Annotated in this window: 13 protein-coding genes; 8 read left to right on the forward strand and 5 right to left on the reverse strand. The window is 60.8% G+C overall.

Annotation, left to right across the window (positions count from 1 at the left end):
• Positions 1-8 precede the first annotated feature (8 nt).
• Complete coding sequence (gene hisD / locus AC1UK9_RS04855; protein ID WP_482579612.1) at positions 9-1,334, forward strand: histidinol dehydrogenase; 1,326 nt, start codon at positions 9-11, stop codon at positions 1,332-1,334.
• A 2-nt stretch (positions 1,335-1,336) separates the two neighbouring features.
• Positions 1,337-2,389, forward strand: coding sequence for a histidinol-phosphate transaminase (hisC, locus tag AC1UK9_RS04860; protein WP_473014490.1), 1,053 nt, complete (start codon positions 1,337-1,339; stop codon positions 2,387-2,389).
• 115 nt (positions 2,390-2,504) lie between these two features.
• Here the strand turns inward: hisC and algW are convergent, their stop codons facing one another.
• Positions 2,505-3,659: a Do family serine endopeptidase AlgW gene (gene algW, locus AC1UK9_RS04865; protein ID WP_025109446.1), complete on the reverse strand. Its 1,155-nt coding sequence runs from the start codon at positions 3,657-3,659 to the stop codon at positions 2,505-2,507.
• 103 nt (positions 3,660-3,762) lie between these two features.
• Here algW and AC1UK9_RS04870 point away from each other — a divergent pair, with 103 nt between their 5' ends.
• From AC1UK9_RS04870 to cysN, 3 genes are all read left to right on the forward strand, one after another.
• Positions 3,763-4,521 carry a Nif3-like dinuclear metal center hexameric protein gene (locus AC1UK9_RS04870; RefSeq protein ID WP_482579613.1) on the forward strand — a complete coding sequence of 253 codons (759 nt, stop codon included), beginning with the start codon at positions 3,763-3,765 and terminating at the stop codon, positions 4,519-4,521.
• A gap of 257 nt (positions 4,522-4,778) precedes the next feature.
• A complete protein-coding gene (gene cysD / locus AC1UK9_RS04875) occupies positions 4,779-5,696 on the forward strand; it encodes a sulfate adenylyltransferase subunit CysD (RefSeq protein WP_008085033.1) in 918 nt (305 codons plus the stop codon).
• A 9-nt stretch (positions 5,697-5,705) separates the two neighbouring features.
• Complete coding sequence (gene cysN / locus AC1UK9_RS04880) at positions 5,706-7,604, forward strand: sulfate adenylyltransferase subunit CysN (RefSeq protein ID WP_482579614.1); 1,899 nt, start codon at positions 5,706-5,708, stop codon at positions 7,602-7,604.
• Positions 7,605-7,811: 207 nt separating this feature from the next.
• Here the strand turns inward: cysN and AC1UK9_RS04885 are convergent, their stop codons facing one another.
• The 3 genes from AC1UK9_RS04885 to AC1UK9_RS04895 all read right to left on the reverse strand — a co-directional run bounded on the left by AC1UK9_RS04885 (position 7,812) and on the right by AC1UK9_RS04895 (position 11,205).
• Positions 7,812-8,717, reverse strand: coding sequence for an acyltransferase (locus AC1UK9_RS04885; protein ID WP_025109442.1), 906 nt, complete (start codon positions 8,715-8,717; stop codon positions 7,812-7,814).
• A complete protein-coding gene (gene pta, locus AC1UK9_RS04890; RefSeq protein ID WP_473014494.1) occupies positions 8,718-10,817 on the reverse strand; it encodes a phosphate acetyltransferase in 2,100 nt (699 codons plus the stop codon).
• A gap of 61 nt (positions 10,818-10,878) precedes the next feature.
• Entirely contained in the window at positions 10,879-11,205 is a 327-nt protein-coding gene (locus AC1UK9_RS04895) for a DUF3565 domain-containing protein (RefSeq protein WP_081794848.1), read from the reverse strand.
• On the opposite strand from AC1UK9_RS04895, the gene AC1UK9_RS04900 reads away from it, so the two are divergent.
• From AC1UK9_RS04900 to AC1UK9_RS04910, 3 genes are all read left to right on the forward strand, one after another.
• Positions 11,174-11,659: an FKBP-type peptidyl-prolyl cis-trans isomerase gene (locus AC1UK9_RS04900; protein WP_025109439.1), complete on the forward strand. Its 486-nt coding sequence runs from the start codon at positions 11,174-11,176 to the stop codon at positions 11,657-11,659. The two genes, AC1UK9_RS04895 and AC1UK9_RS04900, sit on opposite strands and share 32 nt — an antisense overlap.
• Positions 11,660-11,782: 123 nt before the next feature.
• A complete protein-coding gene (locus tag AC1UK9_RS04905; protein WP_025109438.1) occupies positions 11,783-12,265 on the forward strand; it encodes a glutathione peroxidase in 483 nt (160 codons plus the stop codon).
• Between the two features lie 157 nt (positions 12,266-12,422).
• Positions 12,423-13,526, forward strand: coding sequence for an NADH:flavin oxidoreductase (locus AC1UK9_RS04910; protein WP_473014496.1), 1,104 nt, complete (start codon positions 12,423-12,425; stop codon positions 13,524-13,526).
• Between the two features lie 122 nt (positions 13,527-13,648).
• Here AC1UK9_RS04910 and AC1UK9_RS04915 read toward each other — a convergent pair whose 3' ends face one another.
• Complete coding sequence (locus AC1UK9_RS04915; protein ID WP_482579615.1) at positions 13,649-14,848, reverse strand: glycosyltransferase family 4 protein; 1,200 nt, start codon at positions 14,846-14,848, stop codon at positions 13,649-13,651.
• Positions 14,849-14,898: the final 50 nt, after the last annotated feature.

Consider the following 14,898-nt stretch of genomic DNA (forward strand, 5'->3'; position numbering starts at 1 on the left):
CTCTCGCTATGACCGCACCGACTGCAATTCGCCGACTCAACGCTGCTGACCCGGATTTCGCGCATCATCTGGATCATTTGCTGAGCTGGGAAAGTGTGTCTGACGACTCGGTCAATCAGCGGGTGCTGGACATCATCAAGGCTGTGCGCGAGCGCGGTGACGCGGCGCTGGTCGAGTTCACCCAGAAGTTCGATGGCCTCGAAGTCGCTTCGATGGCTGACCTGATCCTGCCGCGCGAGCGTCTGGAACTGGCCCTGACCCGCATCACCGTGGCGCAACGCGAAGCGCTGGAGACAGCCGCCTCCCGCGTGCGCAGCTACCACGAAAAACAGAAGCAGGATTCCTGGAGCTACACCGAGGCTGACGGCACTGTCCTCGGCCAGAAGGTCACGCCACTGGATCGCGCAGGCCTGTACGTACCCGGCGGTAAGGCGTCGTATCCGTCGTCGGTGTTGATGAATGCGATTCCGGCCAAGGTGGCGGGTGTGACCGAAGTGGTCATGGTTGTGCCGACTCCACGCGGTGAGATCAACGAACTGGTGCTGGCGGCCGCGTGCATCGCCGGCGTTGACCGGGTGTTCACCATCGGTGGCGCACAAGCGGTTGCCGCTCTGGCTTACGGCACCGAAAGCGTGCCGCAAGTCGATAAAGTGGTTGGCCCGGGCAACATCTATGTCGCCACCGCCAAGCGCCACGTGTTCGGTCAGGTCGGCATCGACATGATTGCAGGCCCCTCGGAAATCCTCGTGGTGTGCGACGGCCAGACCGATCCGGACTGGATCGCCATGGACCTGTTCTCCCAGGCCGAGCACGACGAAGACGCGCAGGCGATTCTGGTCAGCCCGGACGCCGAGTTCCTCGACAAGGTTGCGGCGAGCATCGACAAACTGCTGCCGACCATGGATCGCGCGACCATCATCGAAACCTCGATCAATGGCCGTGGTGCACTGATTCACGTGAAAGACATGGCGCAAGCCATTGAAGTCGCCAACCGCATCGCCCCGGAACACCTGGAGTTGTCGGTCGCTGACCCACAAGCCTGGCTGCCACAGATCCGCCACGCCGGCGCGATCTTCATGGGGCGTCATACCTCTGAGGCGCTGGGCGATTACTGCGCCGGCCCGAACCACGTGTTGCCGACGTCCGGCACCGCGCGTTTCTCCTCACCGCTGGGCGTGTATGACTTCCAGAAGCGTTCGTCGATCATCTTCTGCTCCGAAGCCGGTGCTTCCGAGCTGGGCAAGACCGCTTCGGTGCTGGCCCGTGGCGAATCGCTGAGCGCGCACGCACGCAGCGCCGAATACCGCATCAAAGACGAACAGAAGGGGAACTGAACATGAGTAAATTCTGGAGCCCGTTCGTCAAGGATCTGGTGCCTTACGTGCCGGGCGAACAACCGAAGCTGACCAAACTGGTCAAGCTCAACACCAACGAAAATCCGTATGGCCCTTCTCCAAAGGCCTTGGCCGCGATGCAGGTCGAACTCAACGACAACCTGCGTTTGTACCCGGACCCGAACAGTGATCTGCTGAAAACGGCCGTCGCGAAATACTACGGCGTGCAAAACAATCAAGTGTTCCTCGGCAACGGTTCGGATGAAGTGCTGGCGCACATTTTCCACGGTCTGCTACAGCACGATCAGCCGCTGCTGTTCCCGGACATCAGCTACAGCTTCTACCCGGTGTACTGCGGTCTGTACGGCATCCAGTTCGATGCCGTGCCGCTGGATGCACAGTTCCAGATCAACCCGGCGGATTACGCCAAACCCAACGGCGGGATCATTTTCCCGAATCCGAATGCACCGACCGGTTGCCTGTTGGCGCTGGAGGCAGTCGAGCAGATCCTCAAGGCCAGCCCGGATTCGGTAGTGGTGGTGGATGAGGCGTACATCGACTTTGGCGGCGAAACGGCGATCAGCCTGGTGGACCGCTACCCGAACCTGCTGGTGACCCAGACCCTGTCCAAGTCGCGCTCGCTGGCCGGCCTGCGCGTTGGTCTGGCGGTAGGGCATCCGGATCTGATCGAAGCGCTGGAGCGGATCAAGAACAGCTTCAACTCGTACCCGCTGGATCGTCTGGCGATCGTCGGCGCTGCCGCTGCATTCGAAGATCGCGAGTACTTCGACAAGACCTGCCGTCTGGTCATCGAGAGTCGTGACTGGGTGATTGCGCAGTTGCAGGCCAAAGGTTTTGAAGTGCTACCTTCGGCGGCGAACTTCATCTTTGCCCGGCATCCGCAGCATGATGCGGCGGGGCTGGCGGCCAAGCTGCGTGAGCAGGGCGTGATCGTGCGCCACTTCAAGCAGGCGCGGATTGCCCAGTTCCTGCGGATTTCGATCGGTACGCCGGAGCAGAATCAGGCATTGATCTACGGCCTCGGCGACCTCTGAAGCACGGCTGAACCTGTGGGAGCGAGCCTGCTCGCGAAAGCGCTTTCTCATTCAACATCCATGTTGAACGTCGAGGCCTCTTCGCGAGCAGGCTCGCTCCCACACTGCTTTGTGCTTACTCTTCTTCTTTCACTGGCGCCGGAGGCGGGCGCAGACCGATTTCAGCGGTCAGCTTCAGCTCTTTGCCGTTGCGCATCACCTGAATGGTCACCTTGTCGGTCGGTTTGATCCGCGCCACCTGGTTCATCGACCGACGACCATCGCCCGCCGGCTCGCCGTCGATGCTCAGAATCACGTCACCCAACTGCAGGCCGGCCTTCTGCGCCGGGCCATCGCGGAAGATCCCCGCCACGACAATCCCCGGACGCCCGGACAAGCCAAACGATTCGGCCAGTTCCTGGGTCAGCGGTTGTACTTCAATGCCGAGCCAGCCACGAATCACCTGGCCGTGCTCGATGATCGACTTCATCACTTCCATCGCCAGTTTCACCGGGATCGCGAAACCGATGCCCTGCGAGCCGCCGGACTTGGAGAAGATTGCGGTGTTGATGCCGGTGAGGTTGCCGTTGGCATCGACCAGCGCGCCGCCGGAGTTGCCCGGGTTGATCGCCGCGTCGGTCTGGATGAAGTCTTCGTAGTTGTTCAGGCCCAACTGGTTACGCCCGGTGGCGCTGATGATGCCCATGGTCACGGTCTGGCCGACACCGAACGGGTTACCGATGGCCAGTGCGACGTCGCCGATGCGAATGTTGTCGGAGCGGCCGACGGTGATGGCCGGGAGGTTTTTCAGGTCGATCTTCAGGACCGCGAGGTCGGTTTCCGGATCGCTGCCGATCACTCGTGCGAGGGTTTCGCGACCATCCTTGAGCGCGACAACGATCTGATCGGCGCCTGTGGTCACGTGGTTGTTGGTCAGGATGTAGCCTTCCGGGCTCATGATCACACCGGATCCGAGGCTCGATTCCATGCGTTTCTGCTTCGGCGAGTTGTCACCGAAGAAGCGCCGGAACTGCGGATCTTCAAACAACGGGTGCGCCGGTTTGGCAATCACCTTCGTGGTGTAGAGGTTGACCACCGACGGTGCGGCGATGACCACGGCGTCCGCATAGGACACGGGCCCCTGTTGCACGCTGGTGGTTTGTGGGGCCTGTTGCAGGTTGACGTCGAGGCTCGGGAGCCCGACCCACTGCGGGTAACGCTGAATAATCAACAGAGCGATAAGCACGCCGGCCAACAGCGGCCAGCCGAAAAAACGCAGCGCCTTGAGCATTAAGCACGTCCTGGAAAAGTTGCAGGCGGGGTCAGACCGCCCATAATGTCGCGCATTATACGAGGCCGCGCGCGCCTCTGAACGGGATTTTCAGGAGTCTTTCATGGCCGTCGCCCTCAGCACCCTGGTCGAAGAAGCCGACCGTTACCTTGGCAGTGCAAAAATTGCCGATTATTGCCCCAACGGTCTGCAGGTCGAAGGTCGTCCGCAGGTGATGCGCATCGTCAGCGGTGTGACTGCCAGCCAGGCCTTGCTCGATGCTGCCGTCGAAGCCGAGGCCGACCTGGTGCTGGTGCACCACGGTTACTTCTGGAAGGGTGAGAACCCATGCATCACCGGCATGAAACAGCGTCGGTTGAAGACGCTGCTCAAGCACGACATCAGTCTGCTGGCGTATCACCTGCCGCTGGATCTGCACCCGGACGTCGGCAACAACGTGCAGTTGGCAAGGCAGCTCGACATCACGGTTGAAGGGCCGCTGGATCCGGACAACCTGAAGATCGTCGGCCTGGTCGGCTCGCTGGATGAGCCGGTCACCGCCCGCGACTTCGCCCGTCGTGTGCAAGAGCGTATGGGGCGTGAGCCGCTGCTGGTCGAAGGCAGCGCGATGATCCGTCGGGTCGGCTGGTGCACCGGCGGCGGTCAGGGCTACATCGATAATGCGATCGCCGCCGGCGTCGATCTGTTTATCAGTGGCGAGGCTTCCGAGCAGACCTTCCACAGCGCCCGAGAAAACGACATCAGCTTCATCGCCGCCGGCCACCACGCCACCGAACGCTACGGCGTGCAGGCGTTGGGTGACTATCTGGCGAAGCGCTTTGCACTCGAACACATGTTCATCGACATCCCGAACCCGATCTGAAGTTAAACATCTCTCCAATGTGGGAGGGGGCTTGCTCCCGAAAGCGGTGTGTCATTCAACAATGATTTCGACTGATCCTCCGCCTTCGCGAGCAAGCCCGCTCCCACAGGGACAGCGTTTCACGGCCGAACCAGCGGGCATATTCATATGCCCTTTCGTTCTAGCTTGCGCCCTGATTAGAAGAAGGACGCTGTGCTAGGATTCCCCGCTCGAACACGGCCCGCTGGCCGTTCATAAGAAAGCTTTCGTGAGTAGCCATGGTCGACAAACTGACGCATCTGAAACAGCTGGAGGCGGAAAGCATCCACATCATCCGCGAGGTGGCCGCCGAGTTCGACAACCCGGTGATGCTGTACTCCATCGGTAAAGACTCCGCCGTGATGCTGCACCTGGCACGCAAGGCGTTCTTCCCGGGCAAACTGCCGTTTCCGGTGATGCACGTCGACACCCGCTGGAAATTCCAGGAGATGTACAAGTTCCGCGACAAGATGGTCGAAGAACTGGGCCTGGACCTGATCACTCACATCAACCCGGACGGCGTGGCGCAGAACATCAACCCGTTCACCCACGGCAGCGCCAAGCACACCGACATCATGAAGACCGAAGGCCTGAAGCAGGCACTCGACAAGCATGGTTTCGACGCAGCCTTTGGCGGCGCCCGTCGCGATGAAGAGAAATCCCGCGCGAAAGAGCGCGTGTACTCGTTCCGCGACAGCAAGCACCGCTGGGACCCGAAGAACCAGCGCCCTGAGCTGTGGAACGTCTACAACGGCAAGGTCAACAAGGGCGAATCCATTCGTGTGTTCCCTTTGTCGAACTGGACCGAGCTGGACATCTGGCAGTACATCTACCTCGAAGGCATCCCGATTGTGCCGCTGTACTTCGCCGCCGAGCGTGAAGTGATCGAGAAGAACGGCACGCTGATCATGATTGACGACGAGCGCATCCTCGAGCACCTGTCCGACGAGGACAAAGCCCGCATCGTCAAAAAGAAAGTGCGTTTCCGTACCCTTGGCTGCTACCCGTTGACGGGCGCGGTGGAGTCCGAAGCCGAGACGCTGACGGACATCATTCAGGAAATGCTCCTGACGCGAACTTCCGAGCGCCAGGGCCGGGTCATCGACCACGATGGCGCTGGCTCCATGGAAGACAAAAAACGTCAAGGCTATTTCTAAGGGGTTGTCATGTCGCACGTATCTGATTTGATCAGCGAGGACATCCTCGCCTACCTGGGCCAGCACGAACGTAAAGAGCTGCTGCGCTTTTTGACCTGCGGTAACGTCGATGACGGCAAGAGCACCCTGATCGGGCGCCTGCTGCACGACTCCAAGATGATCTACGAAGATCACCTGGAAGCCATCACCCGCGATTCGAAGAAAGTCGGCACCACCGGTGACGACATCGACCTGGCGTTGCTGGTCGACGGTCTGCAGGCCGAGCGTGAGCAGGGCATCACCATCGATGTCGCCTACCGCTACTTCTCCACCGCCAAGCGCAAATTCATCATCGCCGACACCCCCGGCCATGAGCAGTACACCCGCAACATGGCCACCGGTGCGTCCACCTGTGACCTGGCGATCATCCTGGTCGACGCCCGCTACGGCGTGCAGACCCAGACCCGTCGCCACAGCTTCATCGCCTCGTTGCTCGGCATCAAGCACATCGTAGTCGCCATCAACAAGATGGACCTCAAGAACTTCGACGAAGGCGTGTTCGAGTCGATCAAGGCCGACTACCTGAAGTTCGCCGAAGGCTTGAAGATGAAGCCGACCAGCATGCACTTCGTGCCGATGTCGGCGCTGAAGGGCGACAACGTGGTGAACAAATCCGAGCGCTCGCCTTGGTACAAAGGTCAGTCGCTGATGGAAATTCTCGAGACCGTGGAAGTGGCGGGCGACCGCAACTTCACCGATCTGCGTTTCCCGGTGCAGTACGTCAACCGTCCTAACCTGAATTTCCGCGGTTTCGCCGGCACCCTCGCCAGCGGCATCGTCAAGAAGGGCGACGAAGTGGTTGTTCTGCCGTCGGGCAAGAGCAGCCGCGTGAAATCCATCGTCACCTTCGAAGGCGAGCTGGAGCACGCCGGTCCTGGTCAAGCGGTGACGCTGACCATGGAAGACGAAATCGACATCTCCCGGGGCGACCTGCTGGTGCATGCCGACAACGTGCCGCCGGTCACCGACAGCTTCGAAGCGATGCTGGTGTGGATGGCTGAAGAACCGATGCTGCCGGGCAAGAAATACGACATCAAGCGCGCCACCAGTTACGTGCCGGGCTCCATCGCCAGCATCGTCAACAAGGTCGACGTGAATACGTTGGAAGAAGGTCCTGCGAGCGCACTGCAGCTCAACGAAATCGGCAAGGTGAAGATCGCGCTCGACGCACCGATCGCCCTCGACGGTTACGACAGCAACCGCACCACCGGCGCGTTCATCATCATCGACCGCTTGACCAACGGCACCGTCGGCGCCGGCATGATCGTCGCTCAGCCTGTGAGCCACGGTACCGCCACGCACCACGGCAAGCTGGCCCATGTGGCTACCGAAGAACGTGCACAGCGTTTCGGTCAGCAACCGGCGACCGTGCTGTTCAGCGGCCTGTCAGGCGCGGGCAAGAGCACGCTGGCCTACGCCGTCGAGCGCAAGTTGTTCGACATGGGCCGTGCGGTGTTTGTGCTCGACGGGCAGAACCTGCGTCACGACCTGAACAAAGGTCTGCCACAGGATCGTGCCGGCCGTACCGAGAACTGGCGTCGTGCCGCGCACGTGGCGCGTCAGTTCAACGAAGCCGGTCTGCTGACCCTGGCCGCGTTCGTCGCGCCGAGTGCTGAAGGTCGTGAACAGGCCAAGGACCTGATCGGCAAGGATCGTCTGCTGACCGTCTACGTGCAGGCTTCGCCTGCTGTGTGTGCCGAGCGTGATCCGCAAGGGCTGTATGCTGCCGGTGGCGATAACATTCCGGGCGAATCCTTCCCGTATGACGTGCCGCTGAATGCTGATCTGGTGATCGACACCCAGTCGCTGTCGCTGGAAGAAAGCGTCAAGCAAGTGCTCGATCTGCTGCGCAAGCGTGGCGCGATCTAAGCGTTAGCTGAAAACAAAAAGCCCGCCGATGAGCAATCATCGGCGGGCTTTTTGTTTCGGGCCAACTCGGTCAAAACTGTGGGAGCGGGCCTGCTCGCGAAGGCGGTGTGTCATTCAGCATCGTTGCCGGCTGATCCACCGTTTTCGCGAGCAAGACATGGGGTCTCTATTGAATACACAAGGGTGTTCAGCACAGATCATCCCGAGTCAGCGGCGCTCCGGGTATTCGCGGTGCATCTGTTCCAGCAGCGCATCCTTGTCCTGCCACAGCTGATTGATCCAGCCCTGAAACTGCAGGCGGTATTCGCCGTCCTGATCGTAGTTCTTGCCGATGAATTGCTGCGGGATTTTCAGTTCTTCAAAGTGCACCACCACGTCGCGCACATTGCCGCACAGCAGGTCCCAGAACCCCGGGCGGCCGCCTGGATAGTGAATGGTCACGTTGACGATCGATTCCAGCTGTTCACCCATCGCATCCAGCACAAAGGCAATGCCGCCAGCCTTGGGCTTGAGCAGGTATTTGAACGGCGACTGCTGCTGCGCATGCTTGCCTTCGGTGAACCGCGTGCCTTCGACGAAGTTGAAAATTCCTACCGGGTTATCGCGAAATTTTGCGCAGGTCTTGCGGGTGGTTTCCAGGTCTTTGCCTTTCTTCTCCGGATGCTTTTCCAGATACGCCTTGGAGTAGCGCTTCATGAACGGAAAGCCCAGCGCCCACCACGCCAGACCGATCACCGGGACCCAGATCAGCTCCTGCTTGAGGAAGAATTTCAGCGGTTGAATACGCCGGTTGAGCACGTACTGCAGCACCAGAATGTCGACCCAGCTCTGATGGTTGCTGGTGATCAGATACGAGTGCTGATAGTCGAGCCCTTGCAGGCCGCTGATGTGCCAGCGCGTGCGCCGCACCAGGTTCATCCAGGCTTTGTTGTTGCTGATCCATGCCTCGTGGGTGTGGCTCATCAGCCACAGCGAGGCGCGTCGGGCGAGGTCGAAGGGCAGCACTTTGATCAGCGCCACACAGAACAGAAACGAGCACAGCAGTATCGTATTGAGCGCCAACAGCAGTGAGGCGATCACGCCGCGCAGCGGTGCGGGGAGAAAATCCAGCATTTACACATCCATAGGTCGGTTGGCAGCTTGAATCGCGGTGAGGGCGATGGTGTAGACGATGTCGTCGACCTGCGCGCCGCGCGGCAGATCGTTCACCGGTTTGCGCAGGCCTTGCAGCATCGGCCCGAGGCTGACGCAATCGGCGCTGCGCTGCACGGCTTTGTGGGTGGTGTTGCCGGTGTTCAGGTCAGGGAACACAAACACCGTGGCGCGTCCGGCCACCTGGCTGTTCGGCGCCAGTTGCCGGGCGACTTCTGCGTTGGCGGCGGCGTCGTATTGCAGTGGGCCGTCGATCAGCAGCGAGTGCTGTTGCTCGTGGGCGAGCAGGGTGGCCTCGCGCACCTTCTCGACTTCTTCACCGCTGGCGGATTCGCCGCTGGAGTAACTGATCATCGCCACCCGCGGGGTAATGCCGAATGCCGCAGCGGAGTCGGCGCTTTGCAGGGCAATCTCGGCCAGCTCCGTGGCACTTGGGTGCGGGTTCATCACGCAGTCGCCGTAGACCAGCACTTCTTCCGGGAACAACATGAAGAACACCGACGACACCAGGGTGCAGCCCGGCGCGGTCTTGATCAGTTGCAGGGCCGGGCGGATGGTGTTGGCGGTGGTGTTGATCACGCCCGAAACCAGCCCGTCGACTTCATCCAGCGCGAGCATCATGGTGCCGATCACCACGGTGTCTTCCAGCTGTTGTTCGGCCATTGGCGCATTGAGGCTTTTGCTTTTGCGCAGGGCGACCATCGGCTCGATATAGCGCTCGCGGATCAGGTCCGGATCGAGAATCTCCAGGCCTGGCGGCAGCTCGATGCCCTGGGCGCGGGCCACGGCTTCGACGTCCTCGGGTTTGGCCAGCAACACGCAACGGGCGATTCCGCGCTCCTGGCAGATCGCCGCCGCTTGCACGGTGAGTGGCTCGCTGCCTTCGGGCAGGACGATGCGTTTGTTCGCCGACTGCGCCCGTTGAATCAGTTGATAGCGGAATACCGCTGGCGACAGGCGCATTTCTCGTGGCGTGCCACAGCGCTGGTGCAGCCACTTGGCATCGAGATGACTGGCGACGAAATCGGTGATGATCTCCGCGCGCTCGCGGTCATCGATGGGGATTTCCTTGTTCAGGCCATTGAGCAGGTTGGCGGTGTCGTAGGAGCCGGTGCTCACCGAAAGCACCGGCAAACCGGCCTGCAGCGCGCCACGACACAGGTCCATGATGCGCGGGTCGGGCAGGGTGTCGCTGGTCAGCAACAGGCCGGCCAGCGGTACGCCGTTGAGTGCCGCGAGGCTGACCGCGAGGATGATGTCGTCGCGATCGCCCGGGGTCACCACCAGCACGCCGGGCTTGAGCAGCTCCACGGTGTTGCGCATGGTTCGCGCGCAAATAATGATTTTGGTCATGCGCCGGGTTTCGTAGTCACCGGCATTGAGCACCTGCGCGCCCATCAGGTCGGCGACGTCACGGGTGCGCGGCGCATTGAGTTCCGGCTGGAACGGGATGCAGCCGAGCAGGCGGAAATCACCGCTGCGCAGCAATGGCGAATGTTCTTTCAGACGCGTGGCGAAGGCGTCCATGCTCTCGTCGGTCTTGACCTTGTTGAGGATCACGCCGAGGACTTTCGGGTCTTTCGGGCCACCGAACAATTGCGCCTGCAATTCGACGCGACCGGAGAGTTCGGCGAGCACTTCGTTTTCTGGCGCCGAGACCAGAATCACCTCGGCATCCAGGCTTTTCGCCAGGTGCAGATTGACCCGCGCGGCATAACTGGCGCTGCGGGTCGGCACCATGCCTTCGACCACCAGCACGTCTTTGCCGATGGCGGCCTGCTGATACAGGGCAATGATTTCTTCTAGCAGTTCATCGAGCTGGCCGTCGCCAAGCATCCGCTCGACATGCGCCAGGCCCAGTGGCTGCGGCGGTTTCAGGCCGTGGGTACGCGCTACCAGTTCGGTGGAGCGTTCAGGGCCAGTGTCGCCCGGATGTGGCTGGGCAATCGGTTTGAAGAAGCCGACTTTCAGTCCGGCCCGCTCCAGGGTACGCACCAGCCCGAGGCTGATGGAGGTCAGACCCACGCCAAAATCGGTGGGCGCGATAAAAAAAGTTTGCATGCGGATTCTCTAAGGGTGCATGGCAATGGTGAAGGCCCTATGGCTGGCCATCTACCGAAATTCAGTCGCCAAGGTTATCGCTAACCGAGCCTTGTGCGCACCAACCGCAGGCAAAGGGTTGGCCTATTTTTTCAATACGTTGCGCCGGGTCCAGAACCCAGGTGCGCGATTGCCATGGCGGCTGATGACGAAGGTGCTGAGTGTGGCCACAGGAAAGCTCGGCCACCCAGTGTCCGTCTTCGTCCTGATGGAAGCCTTCGATCGTCGAACCCCGTTTGTCAGGGTTGTGTTCGCTTTCGCGCGATTGCTTCGCTAAACTTGGCCTTTCTATATTCTTATGCAAAAGGTCTCGCCCCATGCTGATCGCCGCCAATAAGGCTGTCTCCATCGACTATACCCTGACCAACGACGCTGGTGAGGTCATCGACAGCTCCGCCGGCGGCGCTCCGCTGGTCTACCTGCAAGGCGCAGGCAACATCATCCCGGGCCTGGAAAAAGCCCTGGAAGGTAAAGCTGTTGGTGACGAACTGGAAGTCTCCGTTGAACCGGAAGACGCTTACGGCGAATACGCTGCCGAACTGGTCAGCACCCTGAGCCGCAGCATGTTCGAAGGCGTTGACGAGCTGGAAGTCGGCATGCAGTTCCACGCTTCGGCGCCGGACGGCCAGATGCAGATCGTGACCATCCGTGACCTGGACGGCGACGACGTTACCGTCGACGGCAACCACCCACTGGCCGGTCAGCGCCTGAACTTCAAAGTGAAGGTCGTTGATATCCGTGACGCCAGCCAGGAAGAAATCGCTCATGGTCACGTCCATGGCGAAGGTGGCCATCACCACTGATTTTCTGCGCTAAGCTTCGAGTACTGGAGAGGCGCCTGCGGGCGCCTTTTTAGTCCGCGGCTGTCCTTGGTGGTCTCGCCAAGTGGCTGTTTCGAGTAGAACACGGGAATCCTGGAGTACGTCATGAGTGCTTTTCACGACCTTAAGTTGACAGCCCTGGATGGTCAGGAGCTACCGCTGGCGCCTTTCAAGGGCCAAGTCGTGCTGGTGGTCAACGTCGCCTCCAAATGCGGCTTGACCCCACAGTACGCGGCGCTGGAAAACCTCTATCAGCAGTTCAAAGGCAAAGGTTTCAGTGTGCTGGGCCTGCCGTGCAACCAGTTTGCCGGTCAGGAACCCGGTACAGAACAGGAAATTCAAGAGTTCTGCAGCCTCAACTACGGTGTGACATTTCCGTTGTCGAGCAAGCTCGAAGTCAACGGCCACGAGCGCCATCAGCTCTACCGCCTGCTGGCGGGCGAGGGCGCGGAGTTCCCCGGTGACATCACCTGGAATTTCGAGAAGTTCCTGCTCGGCAAGGACGGCCGTGTATTGGCGCGGTTCTCACCGCGCACGGCGCCGGATGATCCGAGCATTGTTCATGCGATTGAAAAAGCGCTGAGCTGAAACAAGCGGATCGCAGCCCTCGGGCTGCGATTTTTTTCGCCTGCCTTTTGAGCCTTAATCATTCTGATCAATAGTGCTATCGCCCGGGTGCAGTCCTGCATATTATCGCCGTCATATAGGTTCATGCCTGTCGATAACGTTTTCGTGGAGCTTCCCGATGCCTGTTCAAGCCCTGTTCAAACCGTTCCATCTCGGTGCCCTCGAACTGCCGACCCGTGTGGTCATGGCGCCAATGACCCGCTCGTTTTCTCCGGGCGGCGTACCGAACTCAAAAGTCATCGAATACTACCGTCGTCGGGCTGCTGCCGGCGTCGGCCTGATCATTACCGAAGGCACCACCGTTGGCCACATCGCCTCCAACGGCTATCCGAACGTGCCGCAGTTCTTTGGTGAAGCACCGTTGGCCGGCTGGAAAAAAGTCGTCGACGCGGTGCATGCCGAGGGCGGCAAGATCGTTCCGCAACTGTGGCACGTGGGCAGCGTTCGCCGCATCGGCACCGAGCCGGACGCCAGCGTGCCGGGTTATGGTCCGTCGGAAAAACTCAAGGAAGGTCAGGTCGTGGTGCACGGCATGACCAAACAAGACATTCAGGATGTGATTGCAGCGTTTGCACAAGCCGCCAGGGATGCGCAAAGCATCGGCATGGACGGCGTGGAAATCCACGGCGCCCACGGTTACCTGATCGACCAGTTCTTCTGGGAAGGCAGCAACCAGCGCACCGACGAGTATGGCGGCAGCCTGGCCAACCGTTCGCGTTTCGCCATCGAATTGATTCAAGCGGTGCGCGCGGCAGTCGGTGAAGGCTTCCCGATCATCTTCCGCTTCTCGCAGTGGAAACAGCAGGATTACACCGCGCGGCTGGTGCAAACCCCGGAGGCGTTGGGTGAGTTCCTCAAACCGCTGGCCGAGGCCGGTGTGGATATTTTTCACTGCTCGACGCGGCGCTTCTGGGAGCCGGAGTTCGACGGTTCCGAGCTGAACCTGGCCGGCTGGACGCGCAAGCTGACCGGCAAGCCTACCATTACTGTCGGCAGCGTCGGCCTGGATGGCGAGTTCCTGCAGTTCATGGTCAACACCGACAAGGTCGCGCAGCCGGCCAGTCTGGAGAAACTGCTGGAGCGTCTGAACAACGACGAGTTCGACCTGGTGGCGGTAGGCCGCGCGCTGCTGGTGGATCCGGACTGGGCGCTGAAAGTCCGCGAAGGGCGTGAGCAGGACATCTTGCCGTTCAGCCGTGAGGCGTTGATGACGCTGGTTTAAGCGGCGGTTTCACCGGCTCCTTCGCGAGCAGGCTCGCTCCCACAGGTTTCTCTGGTGTTCACCGAAGATCCCCCTGTGGGAGCGAGCCTGCTCGCGAAGGCGGTTCTGAAGTCTGCAAGGATTCAGGGCAATGTCTGCGCATGCGGTACAACTTGCTCCCCGACACACGCCCCGCGCAAATGCTTTTCAAACTGCTCGATGATCGCCGCCCAGCCCTGGCGACTGGCATGCTGGCGCGCATTCAGGCGCACGCAACGCAACGTTTCATCCTCTTCCAGCAACCACGCCGCCGCATCGCAGAACGCCTCTTCATCACCGGGCATCGCCAACATGCCGTTGTAGCCATGGCGGATGTGCTGCGCCGCTGCCGCCTGATCGTAAGCCACCACGCCCAGACCTGAAGCCAGTGCTTCGAGCACCACGTTGCCGAAGGTTTCGGTCATGCTCGGAAACAGAAACAAATCGCCCGAGGCGTAGTGCGCCGCCAGCGCTTCGCCGCGTTGCGAACCACAGAAAATCGCCTCCGACAGGTCCTTTTCCAGCGCAAGCCGTTGCGGTCCGTCGCCGACCACAATCAGCTTCAGGTTGCGCTGTGGATAAGTGCTGCGGAGTTTGTCGAAGCAGCGCTTGAGCAGGCCCAGATTCTTCTCTGGGGCCAGACGTCCTACGTGAATCACCGCAATGTCCTGCTCGCTCAGGCCCCATTGCTCACGCAATCCGTTCAGCCGCTTGGCCGGGTGAAATAACTGGCTGTCCACGCCTCGGGAGAGCAAGGCGAGGCGGTCGAAATGCCGGCGCTCCAGCTCCAGGCGCTGGCTGATACTCGGCACCAGAGTCATCGCCGAGCGGTTGTGGAACCAGCGCAGATAATGGGTCAGCAAGCGCGTCAGTAAACCCAGCCCGTACTGGTTGGTGTACTGCTGGAAATTGGTGTGAAAGCCACTGACCACCGAGATCCCCAGGCGCCGCGCTGCACGCAATGCCGACAAGCCGAGCGGGCCTTCCGTGGCGATGTACAGCACGTCCGGGCGATGGCGCTTCCAGCGTCGCAACAGCTTGTGCATCGACGACTGGCCCCATTGCAGCCCCGGATACCCGGGCAGCGGCCAACCCCGACACAGCAACAGCGCGTCATCCTCGGTGCGCTGCGGATCGCCCGCCTGACGCGGCCGCACCAGCTCCACCTGATGCCCACGCGCGCGCAATCCATCGCACAAGCGGCCAAGGGTATTGGCCACCCCGTTGATTTCCGGTGGGAAGGTTTCGCTGATCAGGGTGATATGTAGAGCTGTCGTCATGACCTCAGTGTCGGCTGAGGCCATGTCGTGCCTGTGACGTTCGGATGATGGATTTGTGACCGGTCTGTCCGTGA

This window comes from Pseudomonas sp. AK-TSAG1-1, from assembly GCF_056821665.1.

What these genes read in the sequence shown, in the direction of transcription:
- algW (WP_025109446.1), bottom strand. Translation starts at nt 3,659, where the DNA reads ATGCTCAAGGCGCTGCGTTTTTTCGGCTGGCCGCTGTTGGCCGGCGTG.
- AC1UK9_RS04895 (WP_081794848.1), bottom strand. Translation starts at nt 11,205, where the DNA reads ATGGAGACAGCCTTATTGGCGGCGATCAGCATGGGGCGAGACCTTTTG.
- AC1UK9_RS04870 (WP_482579613.1), top strand. Translation starts at nt 3,763, where the DNA reads ATGGCCGTCGCCCTCAGCACCCTGGTCGAAGAAGCCGACCGTTACCTT.
- AC1UK9_RS04900 (WP_025109439.1), top strand. Translation starts at nt 11,174, where the DNA reads ATGCTGATCGCCGCCAATAAGGCTGTCTCCATCGACTATACCCTGACC.
- pta (WP_473014494.1), bottom strand. Translation starts at nt 10,817, where the DNA reads ATGCAAACTTTTTTTATCGCGCCCACCGATTTTGGCGTGGGTCTGACC.
- AC1UK9_RS04885 (WP_025109442.1), bottom strand. Translation starts at nt 8,717, where the DNA reads ATGCTGGATTTTCTCCCCGCACCGCTGCGCGGCGTGATCGCCTCACTG.
- cysN (WP_482579614.1), top strand. Translation starts at nt 5,706, where the DNA reads ATGTCGCACGTATCTGATTTGATCAGCGAGGACATCCTCGCCTACCTG.
- AC1UK9_RS04915 (WP_482579615.1), bottom strand. Translation starts at nt 14,848, where the DNA reads ATGGCCTCAGCCGACACTGAGGTCATGACGACAGCTCTACATATCACC.
- AC1UK9_RS04905 (WP_025109438.1), top strand. Translation starts at nt 11,783, where the DNA reads ATGAGTGCTTTTCACGACCTTAAGTTGACAGCCCTGGATGGTCAGGAG.
- hisD (WP_482579612.1), top strand. Translation starts at nt 9, where the DNA reads ATGACCGCACCGACTGCAATTCGCCGACTCAACGCTGCTGACCCGGAT.
- AC1UK9_RS04910 (WP_473014496.1), top strand. Translation starts at nt 12,423, where the DNA reads ATGCCTGTTCAAGCCCTGTTCAAACCGTTCCATCTCGGTGCCCTCGAA.
- cysD (WP_008085033.1), top strand. Translation starts at nt 4,779, where the DNA reads ATGGTCGACAAACTGACGCATCTGAAACAGCTGGAGGCGGAAAGCATC.
- hisC (WP_473014490.1), top strand. Translation starts at nt 1,337, where the DNA reads ATGAGTAAATTCTGGAGCCCGTTCGTCAAGGATCTGGTGCCTTACGTG.